The following is a 20,274-nucleotide window of genomic DNA, read 5'->3' as shown; positions in this document are numbered from 1 at the left end:
CAGAGAAATTCATGGGCGACGAATCTTTCGTCGCCTTTAATAAAGGTAGGTGTAATGATTATGAGTGATCAATCTTACTCATCAAAAAATGCAAAAAATGCCACAATTCTATCAGTAGTTCCTGGATTGGGGCAGATTTATAATCGACAATATATTAAAGGGCTTATTTTTCTCGTTATTACAGTTTCTTACTTCTTTGTATTCAAAGATTTATTGAATATGGGTATTTGGGGATTATTTACCTTAGGAACAGAGTTACCTCGTGATAATTCAATTTTCCTTTTAGCTGAAGGTTTGGTTGCGTTGATAGTCCTAATATTCGGTTTAGGATTTTATTATTTAAATTTAAAAGATGCTTTTCGTAATGGACGCAAGATAGATGAAGGCAATGCGGTGAACAACATTGTGGAGAGTTACCAGGCATTATTAAGTGAGGGATATCCTTATTTAATGAGTAGTCCCGCTTTTTTCTTATTAGTATTTTCTGTAATTTTTCCAATTTTATTTAGTATTGCATTGGCTTTTACTAATTACGATTTATATCACTCAGCGCCAGCGAATCTAGCTGATTGGGTGGGGCTTGAAACATTTGCTAAAATCTTTACTGTTGATATTTGGCGAGAGACATTTTTTAATGTATTGGGTTGGACGGTTATATGGACTTTAGTCGCTTCAACTTTACAAGTTTCAATTGGTATTTTGTTAGCCATTGTCGTTCACCAAAAGGAGTTAAAATTTAAAAAATTATTCCGAACCATACTTGTTTTACCATGGGCTGTTCCAGGTTTTGTCACGATTATGGTGTTTTCCGGAATGTTTAATGATACTTTTGGAGCGATTAATAATTCCATTTTAAGTTTAATTGGAGTTTCCCCAATCCCATGGTTGACCGATGCAAATTGGACTAAAATTGCATTATTAATGATACAAGGATGGTTAGGATTTCCATACATCTTCATTGTGACGACCGGAACGTTACAATCTATTCCAAACGATTTGTATGAAGCTGCCACCATCGATGGAGCAAATGGTTTTCAAAAATTTAGAAAAATTACCTTACCATTAATTTTATATTCGATGGCACCAATCATTATTACGCAGTATACTTTTAATTTTAATAACTTTAATATTATTTATCTATTTAATTCTGGAGGACCAGCTGTTCCAGGATCAACAGCTGGTGGTACCGATATCCTTGTATCGTGGATTTATAAATTAACGATGCAAAAGAGTCAGTATGCGTTGGCAGCAGCTTTAACTATTTTACTCTCAATCTTTGTAATTGCGATTGCTTTATGGCAATTTAGAAGAACGAATTCATTTAAAGAAGGAGGTAGATCGTAGTGGAAAAAACACATTCCTTAACAAAACAACGTCGTACACGACTTCTGTCAACTTATTTATTATTAATCATTGTTTGTGTGGTTATTATTTATCCATTATTATGGACTGTTGGTGCTAGCTTTAACCCAGGAAATAGTTTAATCTCAACGAGTTTAATACCTAAAAATGCTTCATTAACCCATTATAAAAGATTGTTTGCTAATGAAGGAACTCTTTTATATGGTCGTTGGTATTTGAATTCTTTGAAAATAAGTTTCTTTACAATGATTTTGTCGTTAATTTTTGTTTCAATGACTGCGTATTCTTTTTCGAGATTTCGTTTTAAAGGTAGAAAAAATGGATTAATGCTCTTTTTACTATTACAAATGATACCCCAATTCTCAGCCCTAATTGCTATCTTTGTTTTAGCACAAATGTTAGGGTTAATAAACAGTCATTGGTTATTGATACTAATTTATGTAGGTGGACAAATTCCTATGAATACCTATTTAATGAAAGGCTATTTTGATTCGATACCAATCGATTTAGATGAGAGTGCAAAAATTGATGGCGCTAAAAATACGCGAATATTTTTACAGATTTTATTACCATTATCGCGTCCGATGTTAGCAGTAGTAGCGATGAATGGCTTTACTGGACCATTAGGTGATTTCGCATTATCATCGGTTTTACTAAGACAACCAGAATATTATACCTTACCAATAGGCTTATATAAATTGGTTACTGATAAGATGGGAGCAAGTTATACAACTTTTGCTGCTGGAGCTATTTTGATTAGTATTCCAATCGCATTAGTGTTCTTGTCATTACAAAAACATTTTGTTTCTGGGTTAACAACTGGAGGAACAAAAGGATAGGAGAATGAAATGAATAAATATATGAGTGAGAAAAGGTTTTTACATGGTGGAGACTACAATCCCGATCAATGGTTAAATTATCCAGAGATATTAGAAAAAGATATTGAATTGATGCAAAAAGCGAATACCAATACATTTTCGATAGGAATGTTTTCATGGGCGACACTTGAGCCTGAAGAAGGTCAATTTAATTTTGAATGGTTAGATAAGATTATGGATGATATTGCGGGAATAGGTGGCAATGTTATTTTATCAACTCCTAGTGGGGCTAGACCAGCTTGGATGTCGCATAAATATCCTGAGGTGTTGCGTACAAATGAACGACGTGAAAAAATGTTACATGGTGGACGTCATAATCATTGCTTTTCTTCACCGGTATATCGAGAAAAAATAGCGATTATCAATAAACTTCTAGCAGAGCGATATAAGAACCATCCGGCTCTATTAATGTGGCATATTTCAAATGAATATTCTGGTGAGTGTCACTGTGATTATTGTCAAGCGAATTTTAGACAATGGGTTAAAGATAAGTATAAAACTTTAGATGAAGTTAATTATGCTTGGTGGGGACCGTTTTGGAGTCATACAATAACAGATTGGGATCAAATAGAGTCTCCTTCACCTATTGGTGAGAATGCAGTGCATGGTTTAAATTTAGACTGGAAAAGATTTGTGACCGATCAAACAATTGATTTCTATGAACATGAGATTAAAGATATTCGTCAGATTACCCCGGATATTCCGATTACCACTAATTTTATGGCGGATACAGATGATCTTATTCCTTTCCAAAGTCTAGATTATGCTAAATTTTCTCAGCATGTCGATATTATCAGTTGGGATTGTTATCCAGCTTGGCATAATGATTGGGGAACTACTGCAGATTTAGCAAGTAAAGTTGGTTTTATTAATGATCAATATCGCAGTTTGAAACAAAAACCTTTCTTAATTATGGAGTCAACTCCAAGCGGTGTTAATTGGCATAAAGTTAATAAAACAAAGAGACCGGGAATGCATCTGTTGTCCTCTTTACAATTTATTGCACATGGTTCTGATAGTAATCTTTATTTCCAATGGCGTAAATCGCGCGGTTCAAGTGAAAAATTTCATGGCGCAGTCGTCGATCATGATAATTCTGAAAATAATCGTGTGTTCCGAGAAGTCAGTCTTGTAGGCGAAGTGCTTGAAAAAATACAAGAGGTTAAGACAAGTGATAAGCATGCAAAAGTTGCGATGATTTATGATTGGGAAAACAAATGGGCATTAGATGATGCACAAGGTTTTGGATTAGAAACAAAACGCTATCCACATACATTACAAGATCATTATCGCTATTTCTGGGATCGTGATATTGAAGTGGATGTTGTGACTAAAGAACACGATTTATCGAAATATAAGTTGGTAATCATACCAATGCTATATATGATAGATGAAAGTACTATGATCAAGTTGCAAGAATATGTGCATTCGGGCGGTATTTTAGTTTCTACTTACTTGACAGGATTAGTAAATGAATCGGATTTAACTTATTTAGGTGGTTGGCCTGAGCCTTTACAAGAATTATTTGGCATTTCTGTTCTTGAAACGGATACGTATTATCCAAGTCAATATAATCAAATAACATTTTTAGATGGAACCACTGTTGAGACTAAAGACTATCAATCAGTGATTGACTTATTATCAGCTAAGACTTTGGCAAGTTATGAAAAAGATTTCTATGCAGGTACTCCAGCTGTTACTGTAAATACATTTGGAAAAGGTCAAGCGTACTTCATCGGGGCGAGAACGGAAGTATCATCTTTAAATACTATCTATGATGCGATCATCGAGGAGTTTGATTTAAGTAATCCCTTTGTTGTTAATGGAAATCCAGTTGTATCTGTTCAATCTAGAACAAAAAATAATCAAGATTATTACTTTGTGATGAACTTTTCTGAACACCCACAATCTATTACCGTAAAGGAGGAGACAGTGGATATTATTTCTGGTGAAACCCAAGGTAAAAATATTTCACTACCAGTCTATGGAGTTAAGGTCTTAAAAAGACGTTAAACACAAAGAAATCATAACAGTCTGAGCAAAAATATTAAAAATTCAATCAAGTTATGGCTCATTAATTATACGCGCAGTGGTTGAGTGGTCTCAAACAGTGCAGGAGTGGGTAGACGAAGCGAAAATTTTTCAATTTTCTACTTCCTACCCACCTACTATTCGAACGAAATGTAAGCGGTAACTCAACGTGAAAGGAGCGTGAAATATTAATTTTGAGGTAATCGCAATGACAAAAATAAGAAGGAGGCCGATGAAATAATGAGAATGAATGCAAAAAAGCTTTTATACATGTTAGGAACATCTTTAATGATTGCAATGCCAAATGCGACGGTTTCTGCACAAGAGGTTGATAGTAACAATCAAGTTATCTCAAATGAATTAATTAATTTAGAATCTAGGACAAGTATAGAACTAGCAATGGAAGAGAAAGTTGATGAAGATAGTAAGGAAGTGGTAAGGGAAACTAATCATGAGGAAGCAATCGTTAGTACTCTAATAGAAAATATACCGCCTGCAGAACAAACTGAAGAAAAGAATAATGAAGAGGTTATTGAGGAACTTACAGAAAACTCTATGAATGAAGTAGATAATATTGAAAATAATGGAGTTGAGGATGAAGATATGGCAAGTAGTTCTACAAAAGTAGTTAATGAAAGCAGTTTGGCTGAGGAAAAAATCACCGAAAATACTTTAATTGAAACAATAGCAAATGAGACACCTGATGGTGAAGAGTCAGGAGAAACGAAGGAGACCGACTTAGAAAAAGAAAATAACGAAACGACTCCAGCAGTTACTATGAATGATGAACAAATTTCAGACGAACTAAGTGATGTTTTACCAACTGATTTTTATGTTGAAAAGGTAGAAGACTTACCGGATGATTTCATAAAGGGAGTTGATATATCAACTTTGATAGCTCAAGAGCAAAGTGGTGTAAGATATTATGACTTAAATGGAAAAGAAGTGGATTTGATTGATTATTTAGCACAAAACAGTGTCAATTATATTCGCATAAGAGTATGGAATAATCCTTATGATAGTGATGGTAATGGTTATGGTGGAGGCAATAATGATTTAGATAAAGCGATTGAAATTGGAAAACGTGCAACTGAGGCAGGGTTAAATGTTTTAGTTGATTTTCATTACTCAGATTTTTGGGCGGACCCAGGGCGTCAGTTGGCTCCAAAGGCTTGGCAAGAGATGACCGTTGATGAAAAAGCCACGGCTCTTTATGAATATACTAAGGATAGTTTGTTGAAGCTGAAAAAAGCGGGTGTCAATGTGACGATGGTGCAAGTAGGAAATGAAACGACAGGTAGTGGTATTGCGGGTGAAAAAGGTACTGAAAAATATCAATTATTTAAAGAAGGATCAAGAGCCATTCGAGAAATTGATCCAGGAATCCAAATTGCCCTTCATTTTACTAATCCTGAGAAAACAGACACTATACTTAATTTTGCTAAAGAATTGTCTGATTATGCTATTGATTATGATGTATTTGCAACAAGTTATTATTCATATTGGCACGGAAAACTAGAAAATTTAACGAATGTTTTACAACAAATTAGTCAAGATTATAATAAGAAAACATTAATTGCCGAAACGAGTTATGCTTATACTCTTGAAGACGGTGATGGTCATGGGAATGTTATCGGGTCTACGTCAGATACTGATTTGGGAGGCTATGAAGCAACGGTTCAGGGCCAAACCAATAATATTCGAGACGTCATTGATGCAGCGAATAAAGCCGGTGCGTTGGGTATTTTTTATTGGGAACCAGCTTGGGTCCCCGTAGGCAAACCAAATTGGGAACAGAATCTTCCTATTTGGGAAAAATATGGGTCAGGATGGGCTTCTTCTCATGCGATAGAATATGATTCGAATGTAACAGAATCAACGTATGGTGGTTCTGCTTGGGATAACCAGGCGCTATTTGATTTTAATGGTAAAGCATTACCTTCTATAAAAGTCTTTGAATTAGTAAATAATGGCTATGGTGAGGTACCAGAAAGAGAAATAATAGAAGAACCAAAAGAACAATTTGAGAGTTTATTAGATAACCCTAGCTTTGAGGAAGAAAATCTTAATAGTTATACAATTAGTGAAGGATATGTTTCGCGTTTAAATGATACACCAAAAGATGGCGAATATGCTCTGCACTTTTGGTCTGAGCAAGCGATTGATTTTGATGTTGAACAAAAAGTATTTTTAGCACCGGGAATGTATCAGTTTAATTTATTGATGCAAGGAGATCAAACGGGGCAGAGTGAAAATATTTATGCATTCATTAAATATCCTGATGGTATGTTGTTAACTTCAACGATTAATTTAAAAGGCTATGCGAATTGGCAGGAAGCTAATATTGAGTTTACACTTAAAGAGTCTACTGAACTAATTTTTGGATTACACGTGACTGCTGATGCTGAAGCCTGGGGAACGACTGATAATTGGTTATTAAAGAAAACAGGCGATATTGCTCAAGAACCTTCCGAAAAGGACAATGAAGAAAGTCCAATTGATGAAAACTTGGCTGAAGAGGAACCAAATGAAGAAAATCCAAGCGAGGAAAACTCAATTGAGGATGAAATAACAACCGATAATGAGAATATTGAAATAGAACAAGAGGCATCAGAAAATGAATCTAATTCAGAAAGCACCGTAGATTCTACTTTAAAACCAGACTTATCAGCCAATGATCTAATCTATTCTAGTATGTTACCTAATACCGGATCGAAAAAACCTGTTTGTCTGATGTTATTGAGTTATATATTATTAACATTAGGAACATTTTTGGTTTTTAACAAAAAAAGTTCCTAAAAATAGTTTTGGTAAATTGAGAATGTCAAAGGAAGAGCAAATTGATAAAAAAGTGTCCATCAATTATATTGATGCAGTGGTTAGGAGACGAAAATTAGATGAATTTCGCTTTGTTTCCCCCTACCTTTGCGAAAGTATCAAATTAGTCTTAAAATATAGATTGATGTCTCAATCACTTGACTGAATTTATCATGTTTAGCCCCATTTCCATTAAAACAATAATAGAAGTCATGTAGAAATATTCCATTTTTACTTGACTTCTTTTTAATTTGCGTAAACGTTATGAGAGAATTAGAAAAATTACTTCTAAAATTTGATTGTAATTATCATCAATCCTATATAATAGATAAGAGAATGAATTGAAACGTTTAAGCAGAACAATGAATATAGTAAAAAGCGGGCGAGTAGCAAATCAAATAATTTACTACTTGCCCGCCTGTTATTATGTTATCTATCTCCGTTATATACGGTATTACGAACGATTACATAATCCACTTTACGGATAGAGTCTAAATCTTTACCGCCAGCGTAAGAGATAGAAGATTGTAAGTCTTGTTGCATTTCAATTAAGGTGTCAGATAAGTGTCCCCGCGTTGGGATTAATTCAATTTTTCCTTCGACGTTTTTACGTTCACCTTTTTGGAATTCAGAAGCACTTCCGAAATATTCTTTAAAGATTTTACCATCGATTTTACGAGTTAAACCAGGACTTTCTTCGTGAGCGGCTAATAACGAGCCAATCATTACCATGCTTGCACCGAAACGTACTGATTTAGCAATATCGCCATTATGACGAATACCACCATCAGCAATAATAGGTTTGCGCGCTGCTTTAGCACATAAACGAATTGCTGCTAATTGCCAACCACCAGTTCCAAATCCTGTTTTTAATTTAGTAATACATACGCGTCCAGGACCTACGCCAACTTTAGTAGCATCGGCACCTGCTAATTCTAATTCACGAACACCTTCTGGCGTTGCGACATTACCTGCAATTAAGAATGTATCAGGCATTTCTTTTTTGATGAATTGAATCATTTTAATGACATCGTCAGAATGCCCATGAGCAACGTCGATAGTAGTATATTCTGGAATTAAGTTTTCAGCAACTAATTCGCGTACGAAATCATACTCATATGGTTTAATACCAACACTGATAGAAGCAAATAAGCCCTTATCTTGCATCATTTTGATAAAAGGTTTACGACCTTCTTCATCAAAACGGTGCATGATGTAGAAATAATCATTTTCAGCAAACCAAATCGCTAATTCTTCATTGATTACGGTTTGCATATTAGCAGGAACTACAGGGATTTTGAATGTGCGCGGTCCAAATTTTATGGAGGTATCACATTCTGAACGGCTACTTACAATACATCTATTAGGGATTAACTGAATATCTTCGTAGTCAAAAACTTCCATTTTATCTAAATAACTCCTTTTAATTTAATCTTACGATTATTTTGTTGGGTACATTGCTGCAACACGTTGTTGTAAATCTTTATCTTCAACGTATTCTTCGTATTTTGTATTAATACGGTCAAAGGCGCCAGTTGGTGTTAATTCAATTACTCGGTTACAAGTCGTATTTAATACTTCATAGTCATGAGAAGCAATTAAAATGGCGCCCTTAAATTTAATTAAACCTTCGTTTAATGCGGTAATAGACTCTAAGTCTAAGTGGTTCGTCGGTTGGTCCATAACTAAAACATTAGCTTTAGATAACATCATTTTCGATAATAGACAACGAACTTTCTCACCACCAGAAAGCACATTAACAGGTTTCATTACGTCTTCACCTGAGAAAAGCATACGGCCTAAGAAGCTGCGTAAGAAAGTATTATCTTGTTCTTCCTTAGCTGCATACTGTCTTAACCAGTCTACAATATTTAGATTTACTCCGTCAAATTCATCTCCAGAATTACGAGGTAAATATGTTTGAGAAGTGGTGACACCCCATTCAAATGTACCGGAATCGGGTTCATCAACCCCCATAAGAATATTAAAGAATGCAGTGACAGCATTATCATTACGACTTACAAAGGCTACTTTATCATCACGTTGAAGTGTAAAAGTGACGTTATCTAATACTTTCTCACCATCAATAGTTTTTGATAATCCTTCGACACGTAGTAAATCATTACCAATTTCACGTTCAGGGGTAAATCCAACAAAAGGATAGCGACGTGAAGAAGGTTGAATATCATCTAAGGTAATTTTATCTAATAATTTTTTACGCGATGTGGCTTGTTTTGATTTAGAGGCGTTCGCAGAGAAGCGCGCTATAAATGCTTGTAATTCTTTGATTTGTTCTTCTTTTTTCGCGTTTTGGTCTGCAGCCATTTTTGCAGCTAATTGACTTGATTGTAACCAGAAATCATAGTTACCCACATAAATTTTAATTTTACCAAAGTCCACATCGGCCATATGTGTACACACAGTATTTAAGAAGTGGCGGTCGTGAGAAACGACAATCACAGTATTCGGGAAGTCAAGGATAAAATCACTTAACCAATCAATAGCTTGAGCATCTAAACCGTTGGTCGGCTCGTCTAAAAGTAAATTATCAGGTTTGCCGAATAAAGCTTGGGCTAGTAAGACTTTAATTTTATCTGCTTCAATTAATTCACTCATTTTTGAGTAGTGCATTTCAGTAGGGATACCAAGACCTTGTAGCATATTGCTCGCTTCTGATTCAGCTTCCCAGCCACCCATTTCAGCAAATAAACCTTCTAGTTCACCCGCTCTAATACCATCTTCATCAGAAAAATCTTCTTTCATATAGATAGCATCTTTTTCTTTCATTACATCATAGAGCTCTTTGTGTCCCATCATGACTGTTTCAATGACATTATATTCTTCGAAACCATAGTGGTTTTGGCTTAATACCGCTAAACGCTCATTAGGGTCCATCGTAACAGAACCTGTCGTCGGTGTAACCTCACCAGATAAAATTTTTAAAAATGTTGATTTTCCAGCACCATTTGCACCGATAACACCATAGCAGTTGCCAGGGTTAAATGTAATGTTTACTTCATCAAACAATTTACGATCCGGAAATTGTAAGCTGACATTAGAAACATTGATCATTCAGATATTTCCTCCTTTATGGTTCATGTGTTTTGAGCAAACCCAAAACATCCAAAGATATCATACCATAAATTATTCATAAAGCGAGTAAAAGAAACTAAAACTTTATACAATTTAGCTTGATTTTTTCTCAGAAACTTCACAAATATTTTTTATACTTAAAATACTAAGAGGAGGGATTTTAAATGAAACTGAAAAAAATGGTAATAGTATCATTAAGTACAATGGTTTTTGGTAGTTTTTTTCCTAGTTTTGTAAATGTCATTGGCCATACCGACAATGTGTATAGTGTATTCGCACAAGAGGATAAATTAGCCCTATTAGCTAAGATAAAAACAAGCCTCTTAACACAAGAACCCATCGTAGAGACACAGTTAGCAAAAGTAGATAATGAAGATCTTTTAAAATTTTATGAATCGGCGTCTAATGCAACTCCATGGCAAGATATTTATCATTCCATTGCAAGTCACTACTCGCAATTAGGATTGATTTCAGATTCAGCAGAAATAGCAAAATTTAAGAGCATATTAGCGGAAATTATCAGTACGACTGGAAAGTCAGCAGAGGAGTTAAAAAATGTTGATCCAAAAGCATTAATTTCTGAGTATGATAGTGCGAAACAAGCCTATCCAGATGATGCGACAAAAGCCATACAAGAGGTTTTGGCAAATGTGGATCTTAATTATGGAAAATTATCAGAGGGTGAACGCGCTGCAGTCAAAGCGGCTGAAAATGCCTTGGTAGAAACCACGACGGTTGCACCAGAAACAACAGTAACTGAAGCTGAAACAACACCAACAACCGAAGTCGAAAACATAGCGGATACAATCATGGAAGATCCAGAGACAACCTTATCCGAGGATATATCCGACGAATCATCTGAAACGACCACCGTGGAAAATTCTTCAGTTGAAGCAACAGAAGAAACGGTAACGGAACCAACCACTGTCGAAATGAGTCAAGAAAGTACAACAGAAGAAACAGAAGACACAACCGTTGAAGAGACTATTAGCGATACGAGTTCCGTCGAAACATCTGAAGAAAGTGTAGTGGATGAAACAACCGTCGAAGAAACGGTCGCTGAAGAAACAACTACAATTGAAACAACTTTAACATCAGAAACTACCTCAGTTTCCCAAGAAATCGAAGAAGAACAGTTTAGACAAAAGCTACTTGAGAGAACCGATATTACCGCCGAACAACTATCCAATATTACGTCAGAAGAATTAAGTAAGATTAGTGAAATTACAGGATTGCCACTCACTGCTACCGATGATAATAATCTAAAAGTGTTCAGAAGAGCGTTAGTGACGTATTATCCCGAAAGATTCACTACCCAACAAATTTATGATGTGGCTAACACATTACGTGAATTTGCGATTGCCCATACACCGATGACCCAAGCTATTGCAAGTCAAATTCCAGATGAAGACTTCCTTCAATGGAGTCGAGAAGCCAATCTACAAGGTAATGATGTCACATATCCATTTAAACAAGCTTATAGAAATTATCCTCAATTATTTGATCAATTACTTGAGAGTACTATTAATAATTTAACCACTAAGACAGCTTTGACACTAGAACAATTAAAACATATTGATTCTTTACTGATGATGTTATTAAATTGGGAAGTGGCAGCCAACATATCGACTTATGAAGTAGTTGAAAAAATATTATTGGAAAATTACCAAAGTAAACAAACTGATACCACAACCCTTCAGAGCAACACCACCACCGAAACAACGCATGAAATGTCAACAACATCAGAACCAACCACTACTCAAGCATTACAAGTGAGTAAAACAAAACAAGTTCAAAAAGGTTTATTACCACAAACGGGTGAACAAGACTCTTTATGGATCGTTATCGTAGCACTCATATTAGCCGGAGGAGGGTTTATTCTTATCAAGAATAAGCGAAAATAGACATTAAATAATTTTGGTGTTTGAGATATAGACTTTCTCTGTTCAAAGTCAATCTTTGTCTACCTGTTAGTTATAATATGACTCATTTTTAATTAAAACCAAAATAATAAGAGTGAACTCAAACTGCGTTTAATGACTCATTTATGACCTAATAAACTTTGGGGTGGGCAGACGAAGCGGAAATCAATCGATTTTCTACTTCCTGCGCACTCCTATTCGTTTCTTTAAGTTTAATCATAATTTAATATTAACTAACTCTACAAAACGGGAAAAATTTTGTATAATTGAATTTAGTAAAGAGAACTCAAGCAAAGGAGTCGTATAGATTGATAATAAACATGATCTCTAAAGGAGAGGAAGTCAAAGGGCAAGGTGTCGGAAGTGCCTACTTTGAGTTAATCAAACTAATTGAATTAAAATTATCCGATAAAATAAAGCTAACTTATAATAATGCGAAAGAGGCTGATTTTAATCATATTCATACGATTCATCCCAAATGTTTTTGGCAAATGAAAATATCGAAAAAGCCATCATGCATGCATGTCCATTTTTTACCTGAAACAGTAGAAGGTAGCATCAAATTGCCTAAAATTGTTCAATCTTTTTTTATCACTACTTCATTCATTTTTACAAAGCTGCAGAAGAGTTAATCGTGGTGAATCCTATTTTTATCGAACCTTTAAAGCAATATGGTATCGATAAAGAGCGAATAACATATATCCCCAATGTAGTAGCGACGAAAGATTTCTATCCAAAAGAGATTAATGAACCGAGTGAGCTCTTTAAAAAACACAATTTATCATTAGATAAATTTACAGTCATAAGTGTAGGGCAAGTACAAACCCGTAAAGGAGTACTTGACTTTATTGAAATAGCTAAACAGTTACCAGAAGTGCAGTTTATTTGGGCAGGTGGGTTTAGTTTTGGAAAGATTACCGACGGCTATGATCAATTAACGGCTGTTATTAAAAATCCGCCTTCCAATGTAAAATTTGTCGGGATTGTAGACCGTGAGCAAATGAATGAGTTATACAATGCGTGTGATCTTTTACTAACGACATCTTATAATGAACTGTTTCCTGTCTCAATTTTAGAAGCAGTCAATAGCGGATTGCCGATTTTAGTGAGAGATTTAGCTTTGTATGAAAAAATTTACTTTACTGATTATTTAAGAGCGAATAATAATGAAGCATTTGTTGACTATATTAAAGAATTGATGACCAATCCTGAAACAATGGCTAAAGCGAAAGCAGCATCAAATAAAATAGCCACTGATTATTCTGAAGAGAATGTTGCACAACTTTGGGATGATTATTACACTCGATTTTTTAAACGATGGGTAGAATAATTTAAAACATAATAAAAGGAATCTGCAGAATTAAGTGTGTTCAACACGTCTTAAATGCAGATTCCTATTTTAATTTTATGATCGAATGATGATAGGCTTAAACTTGATTAACTCAATCAGGTTATTGTTAGTTCATTAAATGTGCAGCGGTTGAGTGGTGGGCAGACAACGTCTTAAAGACTTGTTTAATACCTATTCAATTATGCCAGGGGTTTCAGGGGAGGCAAAAATCATTTAATATTCTCCTTTTGGTCCACTCCCAATGGTGACTTGGCATAGCAGACGAAGCGAAAAACCTCTCATCTTCTTCGGCTGGCCAAGTCTCATAAGTGTTGCAGTTTCTATTTATCAGGCTGATAAAAGCGTAAACGTAAAGCATTCAATAGGACCGTGATTGAACTAAAACTCATTGCTAAAGCTGCGACCATTGGATTGAGTAAAGGACCATCAAAGAGTCCAAAAATAATCCCCATTGCTACCGGGATGCCAATGACATTGTAAGCGAAAGCCCAGAAAAGATTTTGTTTAATATTACGTAGGGTTTGGTGACTTAGATCAATAGCGGTAATCACGTCACTTAATTCATTGTTCATTAAGATAGTGTCGGCTGATTCAATAGCGATATCCGTTCCTGAACCAATCGCTATCCCGATATCAGCAATGGCTAAAGCAGGCGCATCGTTGATTCCGTCACCTACCATAATGACTTTATGATTTCTTGATTGAATTTTCTTTACGACATTACTTTTATCTTCGGGAAGCACTTCACTAAACACTTGATCAATCCCGACTTGTTGCGCAATCGCATTAGCCGTATGGTGGTTATCTCCGGTTACCATATAGACTTGTAATTTCATGTCTTGTAGTCGTTTAATCGCTTGTTGACTATGCTTTTTAATTGGGTCCGCGACAGCGATAATTCCAGCGTATTGCTGATTGATAGCAACATACATCGGGGTACGACCTTGTGAAGCCATCTTTTTGGCTTGTTGTAAAGCTTCTTGAGGGATTTCGACTTTGCCTTCAAATAAACTTTGATTGCCAATTAATACCACTTGCTTATCAACGGTGGCTTTGACACCTTGTCCAGTGAAGCTGTTGAAATCAGAAACTGTTAGATTAGTGTGGTAGCCTTTATCTTTGGCGTAACGGACAATCGCTTCTCCTAATGGATGTTCCGAACTGGCTTCGACTGCTGAAACCAGTTGAACAAATTGTTCTGCATTAATAGTATCGGTGGTTACGATGTCGGTTACGGTTGGGATTCCTTCCGTAATAGTTCCAGTTTTATCTAATAAAATGGCGTCTGCTTTGTGCAATGATTCTAGAGCCGCACCGTTTTTAAATAAAATACCATTTTGAGCCGCTTTTCCTGTTCCTACCATAATGGCGGTTGGTGTCGCTAAACCTAATGCACAGGGACAAGCAATAATAAGGACACTAATAAAAATTTTAAGGGCAAAATCAAGACTTGAACCTAGAACGAAATACCAAGTTAAGCCGCTTAAGATGGCGATTAAGATGACGGTAGGTACAAAATAAAGCGAGATGGTATCGGCTAAGCGAGCAATTTCTGCTTTTGAACCTTGAGCTTCTTGTACGAGCCGCACGATTTGTGAAATTAAGGTATCTTGTCCGATTTTAGTAACTTCATAGGTGAACGAACCATTTTTGTTGATGCTTCCACCCGTTACAGTATCCCCAACCTTTTTATTGATTGGTATACTTTCACCGGTAATCATCGATTCATCAACCGCTGATTCGCCTTTAATAATGTGACCGTCCACTCCTAAACTTTCACCTGGACGCACGAGTAAGTGATCACCGATTTTGACCATCGAAAGCGGGATGGTTTCGATTTGTCCATCTGATTTTACACGACGAGCTTCTTCTGGTGCTAAATCCATTAAGTTTTTGACGGCAGCACTCGTTTTGCCTTTTGCGATGTCTTCAAGATACTTTCCAAGTGTCATTAACGTTAAGATCACCGCGGCTGATTCGAAATAAAGTTCTAAATGACCTTCGCTATGAAGGCGGTTGGTTAATATAAGAAAAGTCATGACAACTCCTTGGATAAAAGCTGCACTCGTTCCGACTGCAATTAAAGAATCCATATTGGGAGCTAAATGCCATAGTGCTTTGAAACCGCGAATAAGGATGTGGCGACCTAACCATAAAACCGGTGCAGTTAACAACAATTGAGTGATAACATTGGCATTAGGATGCTGGTGCGCTTCTAAATAAGATGGAATAGGCAATCCCACCATCGGCGCCATCGTCAAATAAAAGAGCGGCAGGGTAAATAGCGACATTTGAATTAAAAGTCGTTTCTTCTGTTTCATTTCGGTTTCTTTTTTAGCTAGATTTTCTAAATATTGGTCTTCTGCGGATAAGATAGGTTCTGCAGAGTAGCCAAGATTATTTACTGTATTTTTAATTAAGGATTCGTTAAACTGCTCTTTCCAGATGACGGTCATTTGTTCAGTAGTTAAATTAACGCTCGCTTCTTGTACTTCAACCAATTGATTAATTTTTCTTTCAATCTTACTCGCACAAGCAGCGCAAGTCATCCCGCTAATTTGATAGTTTTGAACGTTTGAATGGTTAGGGACTGTAGCAGTGGTGTTTTGGTAAAGCTCATATCCTAAATCCGCGACGTTTTTTTGCATGGTGTCAAAATCAATTTTTTGTTCGTCAAAGTCAACAGATGCTTTTTCGGTCACTAAATTGACAACAGCTTCATGTACTCCCTCCATCTTATTGAGTTTTCTTTCAATTTTACTAGCGCAAGCAGCACAAGTCATTCCATTTACACTATAAGTAGCTTTCATGTCTTCCTCCTTTTGATTTAATTGTTTAGGTCTTAGACTATTAAATCATATCCAGCTTCGTCAACAGTCGCTTGCAAATCTTTTTCAGTTAGTAAACTTTCATCGTATTCAATAACTGCATTGTTCTTTTCAAGTGATACATCTACATGATGAACCCCTTCTAATTCCGTTAAAGCTTTTTCAATTGAATGAACGCAATGTTGGCAACCCATTCCTTCGATAGCAAATTCTTTTTTCATAATACATTCCTCTTTCTATTATTCAATGATGACTGTGTGATGTTGGCAAGTACATTGTCCCGGAGGACATTGACATTTTATAATTTCAGGTGCATTTTTCATTTTTTCTTCAATTAATTGGATGAGCATTTGACATTGTTCTTGAGATAATGTTTCGTGCTGAATGAGCTGCTCAATATGAAGTCCACGATCTTTGGTGCAACTTCGTGCCATAATCTCGCCTAAGTCAGTTTGTAAGGCTTGGTTGGCGCTAATCGTTGCTTGATAAAGCATTGGCTTAACAGATGAGTCTTGTTTAAGATAGCCTTTTTGAACGAGGCGATTCAGTAAAGATTTGATCGTCCCTTCTTTCCAGTCCAAAATATTTGTTAAAGTATCAATAATTTCACGACTAGTTAAAGTACTTTTGGCCCAAACGACGCGCATTACTTCCCATTCAGCTGATGTGATAGTGGCGTTTTCCATTATTTCACCTCCTGGTTACGTTTGTAATCTACAAATATAGTTTACATTTGTAACCTATGTTTTGCAAGTTTTATGCTTAAAATTTTTTAAATAAGCATTAAAGTTAGTTTTGGAGTATGATAGTGGGGGAAGGTAGTTGATTAGGAAGGAGTAAACTAAAAGATGAAGGAACGTTATTTAACTAAAAGTGCGGTTTTTTTACTAATCCAACGACCAGATGGTAAGTATTTATTTCAACGACGTCAAAATACCGGCTATCAAGATGGCATGCTGGATTTAGGCGCTTCAGGTCATGTAGAGGCGGGTGAGACGGCCAAAGAGGCAGCAAAGCGAGAACTGATGGAAGAGACAGGATTAAATATCGAATTAAAACGTCTAAAATTTAAGTCGATCAATCATCGTAATACTGATGGTCAAGTTTATTATGATTTTTATTTTTTGGTCCAGATAAATGATACGGAAAGCATTCAAGTGAAAATTATGGAGCCGCATAAAAATAGCCAGATGTTGTGGTTAGCAAAAGAGGATTTTACGGACCAAATTATCGATTACAATCGCGTCGTTATTGATAATTTAGACCAAGGCATTTACTATCAAGAAATCGGCTGGGAACACAACATATAGTGTTAGATAATTCTATTTAATACTAAATATGGTAATCTTATGTTTACTTTTACTAGACTAGGTGTTATCATAGTTAAGTACAAAAGGAGGAATCAAAGGTGCTTGTGGTGTATATGTCATTAACGGGACAGACTAGAAAATTTGTAAAAAAATTAGACTGGCCAAGTATCGAATTGACTCCTGAGATGCCCATAGTCGAAGTAGACGAGCCTTATATTATTGTCGCACCCACTTATGAAAAAGAAGTGACAGATATATTATGGGAATTCGTTGAGACTGGAAACAATCAGTCTTATCTTCAAGGCGTGGCAGGTAGCGGTAATTTAAACTTTAATTCACTTTATTGTTTTACAGCGAAAGATCTCAGTCATGATTTTAATGTTCCGATATTATTGTTATTTGAGTTTCAAGGACGTCCAAGTGATGTTCAAAAATTAAAAGATGAGGTGGAGAAACTTGGAAAAACCAGTATTAGCGACTAAGCCGAAAGAAATAACTTATTTTAAATTAAATAATGAGTTGAATCGTCCGGTTAATAATCAAATTCCATTACATAAAGATAGAGAAGCAGTTCGTGCTTATTTCCTAGAACACGTTAATCCTAATACCGTCTTTTTCTATACTTTAGATGAAAAATTAGAGTATTTAGTGGATAATGACTATCTTGAAAGTGAATTTTTAGAAAAATATTCGCGTGAGTTTGTTAAGCAAATGATGAAAGACACTTATGCGATGAAATTCCGTTTCAAATCTTTCATGTCTGCGTTTAAATTTTATACACAGTATGCCTTAAAAACCAATGATGGGCAGCGTTATTTAGAGCGTTATGAAGATCGTATTGTTTTTGCATCATTATATTTAGCGGATGGCGATGAAGAATTAGCTAAAACTTTACGTGATGAAATGATTGCTCAACGTTATCAGCCAGCAACGCCTACTTTCTTAAACGCTGGACGTAAACGTCGTGGAGAATTAGTTTCATGCTTCTTAATCCAATTGAGTGACGACATGAATAGTATTGGTCGTGGGATTAACTCGGCTTTACAACTGTCACGTATTGGCGGTGGGGTTGGTGTTAACTTATCGAATTTACGTGCAGCAGGGGACCCAATTAAGAAAATTGAAAATGCTTCTAGTGGGGTTGTACCAGTCATGAAATTATTAGAAGATAGCTTTAGCTATTCTAATCAATTAGGGCAACGTAATGGTGCAGGTGCCGTCTATCTAAATGTTTTCCATCCGGACATCGTATCATTCTTATCAACTAAAAAAGAAAATGCGGATGAAAAAATTCGTGTTAAGACCTTATCATTAGGTTTAGTCGTACCGGATAAATTTTATGAATTAGCAGCGAATGATGATCCGATGTATTTATTTAGCCCTTACGACATTGAACGTATTTATGGTAAACCATTCTCATATGTTGACATCACGGAGCAATACGACAATATCGTTAATAACCCTGAAATTCGTAAATCGAAAATTTCAGCTCGTGAATTAGAAAATGAGATTAGTAAATTACAACAAGAATCAGGTTATCCGTATATTATTAATATTGATACTGCTAACCGTAGTAACCCAATTGATGGGATGATTACGATGAGTAACTTATGTTCTGAAATTTTACAAGTCCAACAACCTTCTCTTATTAATGATAAGCAAGAGTACGAAATTTTAGGAACAGATATTAGTTGTAATCTTGGTTCAACCAATATTCCAAACATGGTAAATTCTCCTGATTTTGAAAAATCAGTCGATGCGGCCGTGCGTGCTTTAACATTTGTTACGGATAATTCAAGTATTGAGGCTGTTCCGACGATAAAAAATGGAAATGATAAGGCTCATACGATTGGTTTAGGTGGTATGGGGTTACATACATTATTTGCCTTAAATCAAATGCATTATGGTTCTCCAGAATCGATTGAATTAACCGAAGCGTATTTTTATGCTTTGAACTACTTTACCTTGGTTGCAAGTAATAAAATTGCGACTGAGCGTGGTGAAGTATTCTATAATTTTGAAAAATCTCAATATGCTACTGGCGAATATTTCGATCGTTATATTGAAAATCCATTTACGATTCAAAATGAAAAAGTGGCTCAAATTATGAAAAATGTACCGATGCCAACCGCTGAAGATTGGGCTCAATTAAAAGCGAAGGTCCAAGAAACTGGTTTATACCATCAAAATAGAATGGCGATTGCGCCAACTGGCTCTATCAGTTATGTCAATGAGACGAGTGCATCACTCCATCCTATCACTCGTTTAATCGAAGAGCGACAAGAGAAGAAAACCGGTAAAACTTATTATCCAGCTCCTCAATTATCAAACGACACGCTACCATATTACAAATCGGCTTACGATATTGATATGCGTAAAGTAATTGATGTCTATGCCGCAGCACAAAAACATATTGACCAAGGAATGTCATTGACTTTATTTATGCGAAGTGAGATTCCAGAAGGATTGTATGAATGGAAAAATGGTCGAACGAATAAAATGACTACGCGTGACTTGAATATATTACGGCACTATGCATGGAATAAAGGCATTAAATCCATTTACTATATCCGTACCTTTACAGATGATGGCGAAGAGTTAGGAAGTAATGCATGTGAGTCTTGTTCAATTTAATCTTTTAAGGAATACTAACTGTTGCAGTAGAAATACTCTGACAGTTAG

At 35.7% G+C, this 20,274-nt stretch carries 15 protein-coding genes; 10 read left to right on the top strand and 5 right to left on the bottom strand.

Features of this window, described 5'->3' with window-relative positions; genetic code table 11:
* The first annotated feature begins 60 nt into the window (after positions 1 to 60).
* The 4 genes from LB888_RS03570 (at position 61) to LB888_RS03555 (ending at position 7,070) form a co-directional block, all read left to right on the top strand.
* Complete coding sequence (locus tag LB888_RS03570) at positions 61 to 1,344, top strand: sugar ABC transporter permease (protein ID WP_311920752.1); 1,284 nt, start codon at positions 61 to 63, stop codon at positions 1,342 to 1,344.
* Complete coding sequence (locus tag LB888_RS03565) at positions 1,344 to 2,201, top strand: sugar ABC transporter permease (RefSeq protein WP_276646507.1); 858 nt, start codon at positions 1,344 to 1,346, stop codon at positions 2,199 to 2,201. The genes LB888_RS03570 and LB888_RS03565 overlap by 1 nt, the downstream gene beginning before the upstream one ends.
* A gap of 9 nt (positions 2,202 to 2,210) precedes the next feature.
* A complete protein-coding gene (locus LB888_RS03560) occupies positions 2,211 to 4,253 on the top strand; it encodes a beta-galactosidase (RefSeq protein WP_078756160.1) in 2,043 nt (680 codons plus the stop codon).
* 258 nt (positions 4,254 to 4,511) lie between these two features.
* Positions 4,512 to 7,070, top strand: a complete 2,559-nt coding sequence (locus tag LB888_RS03555) for an arabinogalactan endo-beta-1,4-galactanase (protein ID WP_318753649.1) — start codon at positions 4,512 to 4,514, stop codon at positions 7,068 to 7,070.
* A 447-nt stretch (positions 7,071 to 7,517) separates the two neighbouring features.
* On the opposite strand, the gene guaC is transcribed toward LB888_RS03555, so the two are convergent.
* Both guaC and LB888_RS03545 read right to left on the bottom strand, forming a co-directional pair.
* The gene (gene guaC, locus LB888_RS03550) at positions 7,518 to 8,492 is read right to left on the bottom strand and encodes a GMP reductase (protein ID WP_066123565.1); all 975 of its coding nucleotides are present in this window, start codon (positions 8,490 to 8,492) and stop codon (positions 7,518 to 7,520) included.
* Between the two features lie 36 nt (positions 8,493 to 8,528).
* Entirely contained in the window at positions 8,529 to 10,160 is a 1,632-nt protein-coding gene (locus tag LB888_RS03545) for an ABC-F family ATP-binding cassette domain-containing protein (RefSeq protein WP_078756158.1), read from the bottom strand.
* Positions 10,161 to 10,345: 185 nt separating this feature from the next.
* Here LB888_RS03545 and LB888_RS03540 point away from each other — a divergent pair, with 185 nt between their 5' ends.
* The 3 genes from LB888_RS03540 to LB888_RS03530 all read left to right on the top strand — a co-directional run bounded on the left by LB888_RS03540 (position 10,346) and on the right by LB888_RS03530 (position 13,433).
* Positions 10,346 to 12,085: an LPXTG cell wall anchor domain-containing protein gene (locus LB888_RS03540; RefSeq protein ID WP_318753648.1), complete on the top strand. Its 1,740-nt coding sequence runs from the start codon at positions 10,346 to 10,348 to the stop codon at positions 12,083 to 12,085.
* Positions 12,086 to 12,411: 326 nt separating this feature from the next.
* On the top strand, positions 12,412 to 12,735 hold the full coding sequence (locus LB888_RS03535; RefSeq protein WP_318753647.1) for a hypothetical protein: 324 nt from the start codon (positions 12,412 to 12,414) through the stop codon (positions 12,733 to 12,735).
* A 5-nt stretch (positions 12,736 to 12,740) separates the two neighbouring features.
* Positions 12,741 to 13,433 carry a glycosyltransferase family 4 protein gene (locus LB888_RS03530; protein ID WP_318753646.1) on the top strand — a complete coding sequence of 231 codons (693 nt, stop codon included), beginning with the start codon at positions 12,741 to 12,743 and terminating at the stop codon, positions 13,431 to 13,433.
* 341 nt (positions 13,434 to 13,774) lie between these two features.
* On the opposite strand, the gene LB888_RS03525 is transcribed toward LB888_RS03530, so the two are convergent.
* From LB888_RS03525 to LB888_RS03515, 3 genes are read right to left on the bottom strand one after another with little or no spacing between them, the layout of a single operon-like run.
* Positions 13,775 to 16,264, bottom strand: a complete 2,490-nt coding sequence (locus tag LB888_RS03525; protein WP_318753645.1) for a heavy metal translocating P-type ATPase — start codon at positions 16,262 to 16,264, stop codon at positions 13,775 to 13,777.
* Between the two features lie 32 nt (positions 16,265 to 16,296).
* Positions 16,297 to 16,503, bottom strand: a complete 207-nt coding sequence (locus LB888_RS03520; protein ID WP_101812918.1) for a heavy-metal-associated domain-containing protein — start codon at positions 16,501 to 16,503, stop codon at positions 16,297 to 16,299.
* An 18-nt stretch (positions 16,504 to 16,521) separates the two neighbouring features.
* A complete protein-coding gene (locus tag LB888_RS03515) occupies positions 16,522 to 16,968 on the bottom strand; it encodes a BlaI/MecI/CopY family transcriptional regulator (protein WP_318753644.1) in 447 nt (148 codons plus the stop codon).
* A gap of 162 nt (positions 16,969 to 17,130) precedes the next feature.
* On the opposite strand from LB888_RS03515, the gene LB888_RS03510 reads away from it, so the two are divergent.
* From LB888_RS03510 to nrdE, 3 genes are all read left to right on the top strand, one after another.
* On the top strand, positions 17,131 to 17,592 hold the full coding sequence (locus LB888_RS03510; RefSeq protein WP_318753643.1) for an NUDIX domain-containing protein: 462 nt from the start codon (positions 17,131 to 17,133) through the stop codon (positions 17,590 to 17,592).
* Between the two features lie 98 nt (positions 17,593 to 17,690).
* Positions 17,691 to 18,074, top strand: a complete 384-nt coding sequence (gene nrdI, locus LB888_RS03505; RefSeq protein WP_318753641.1) for a class Ib ribonucleoside-diphosphate reductase assembly flavoprotein NrdI — start codon at positions 17,691 to 17,693, stop codon at positions 18,072 to 18,074.
* The gene (gene nrdE, locus LB888_RS03500) at positions 18,049 to 20,226 is read left to right on the top strand and encodes a class 1b ribonucleoside-diphosphate reductase subunit alpha (protein ID WP_318753640.1); all 2,178 of its coding nucleotides are present in this window, start codon (positions 18,049 to 18,051) and stop codon (positions 20,224 to 20,226) included. The genes nrdI and nrdE overlap by 26 nt, the downstream gene beginning before the upstream one ends.
* Positions 20,227 to 20,274 lie beyond the last annotated feature (48 nt).

It is taken from the genome of Globicatella sp. PHS-GS-PNBC-21-1553, assembly GCF_033564055.1.
Taxonomy (GTDB): domain Bacteria; phylum Bacillota; class Bacilli; order Lactobacillales; family Aerococcaceae; genus Globicatella; species Globicatella sulfidifaciens.
Note: the sequence above shows the minus strand (reverse complement) of the source record. Positions and strands in the feature narration are given on the sequence as shown.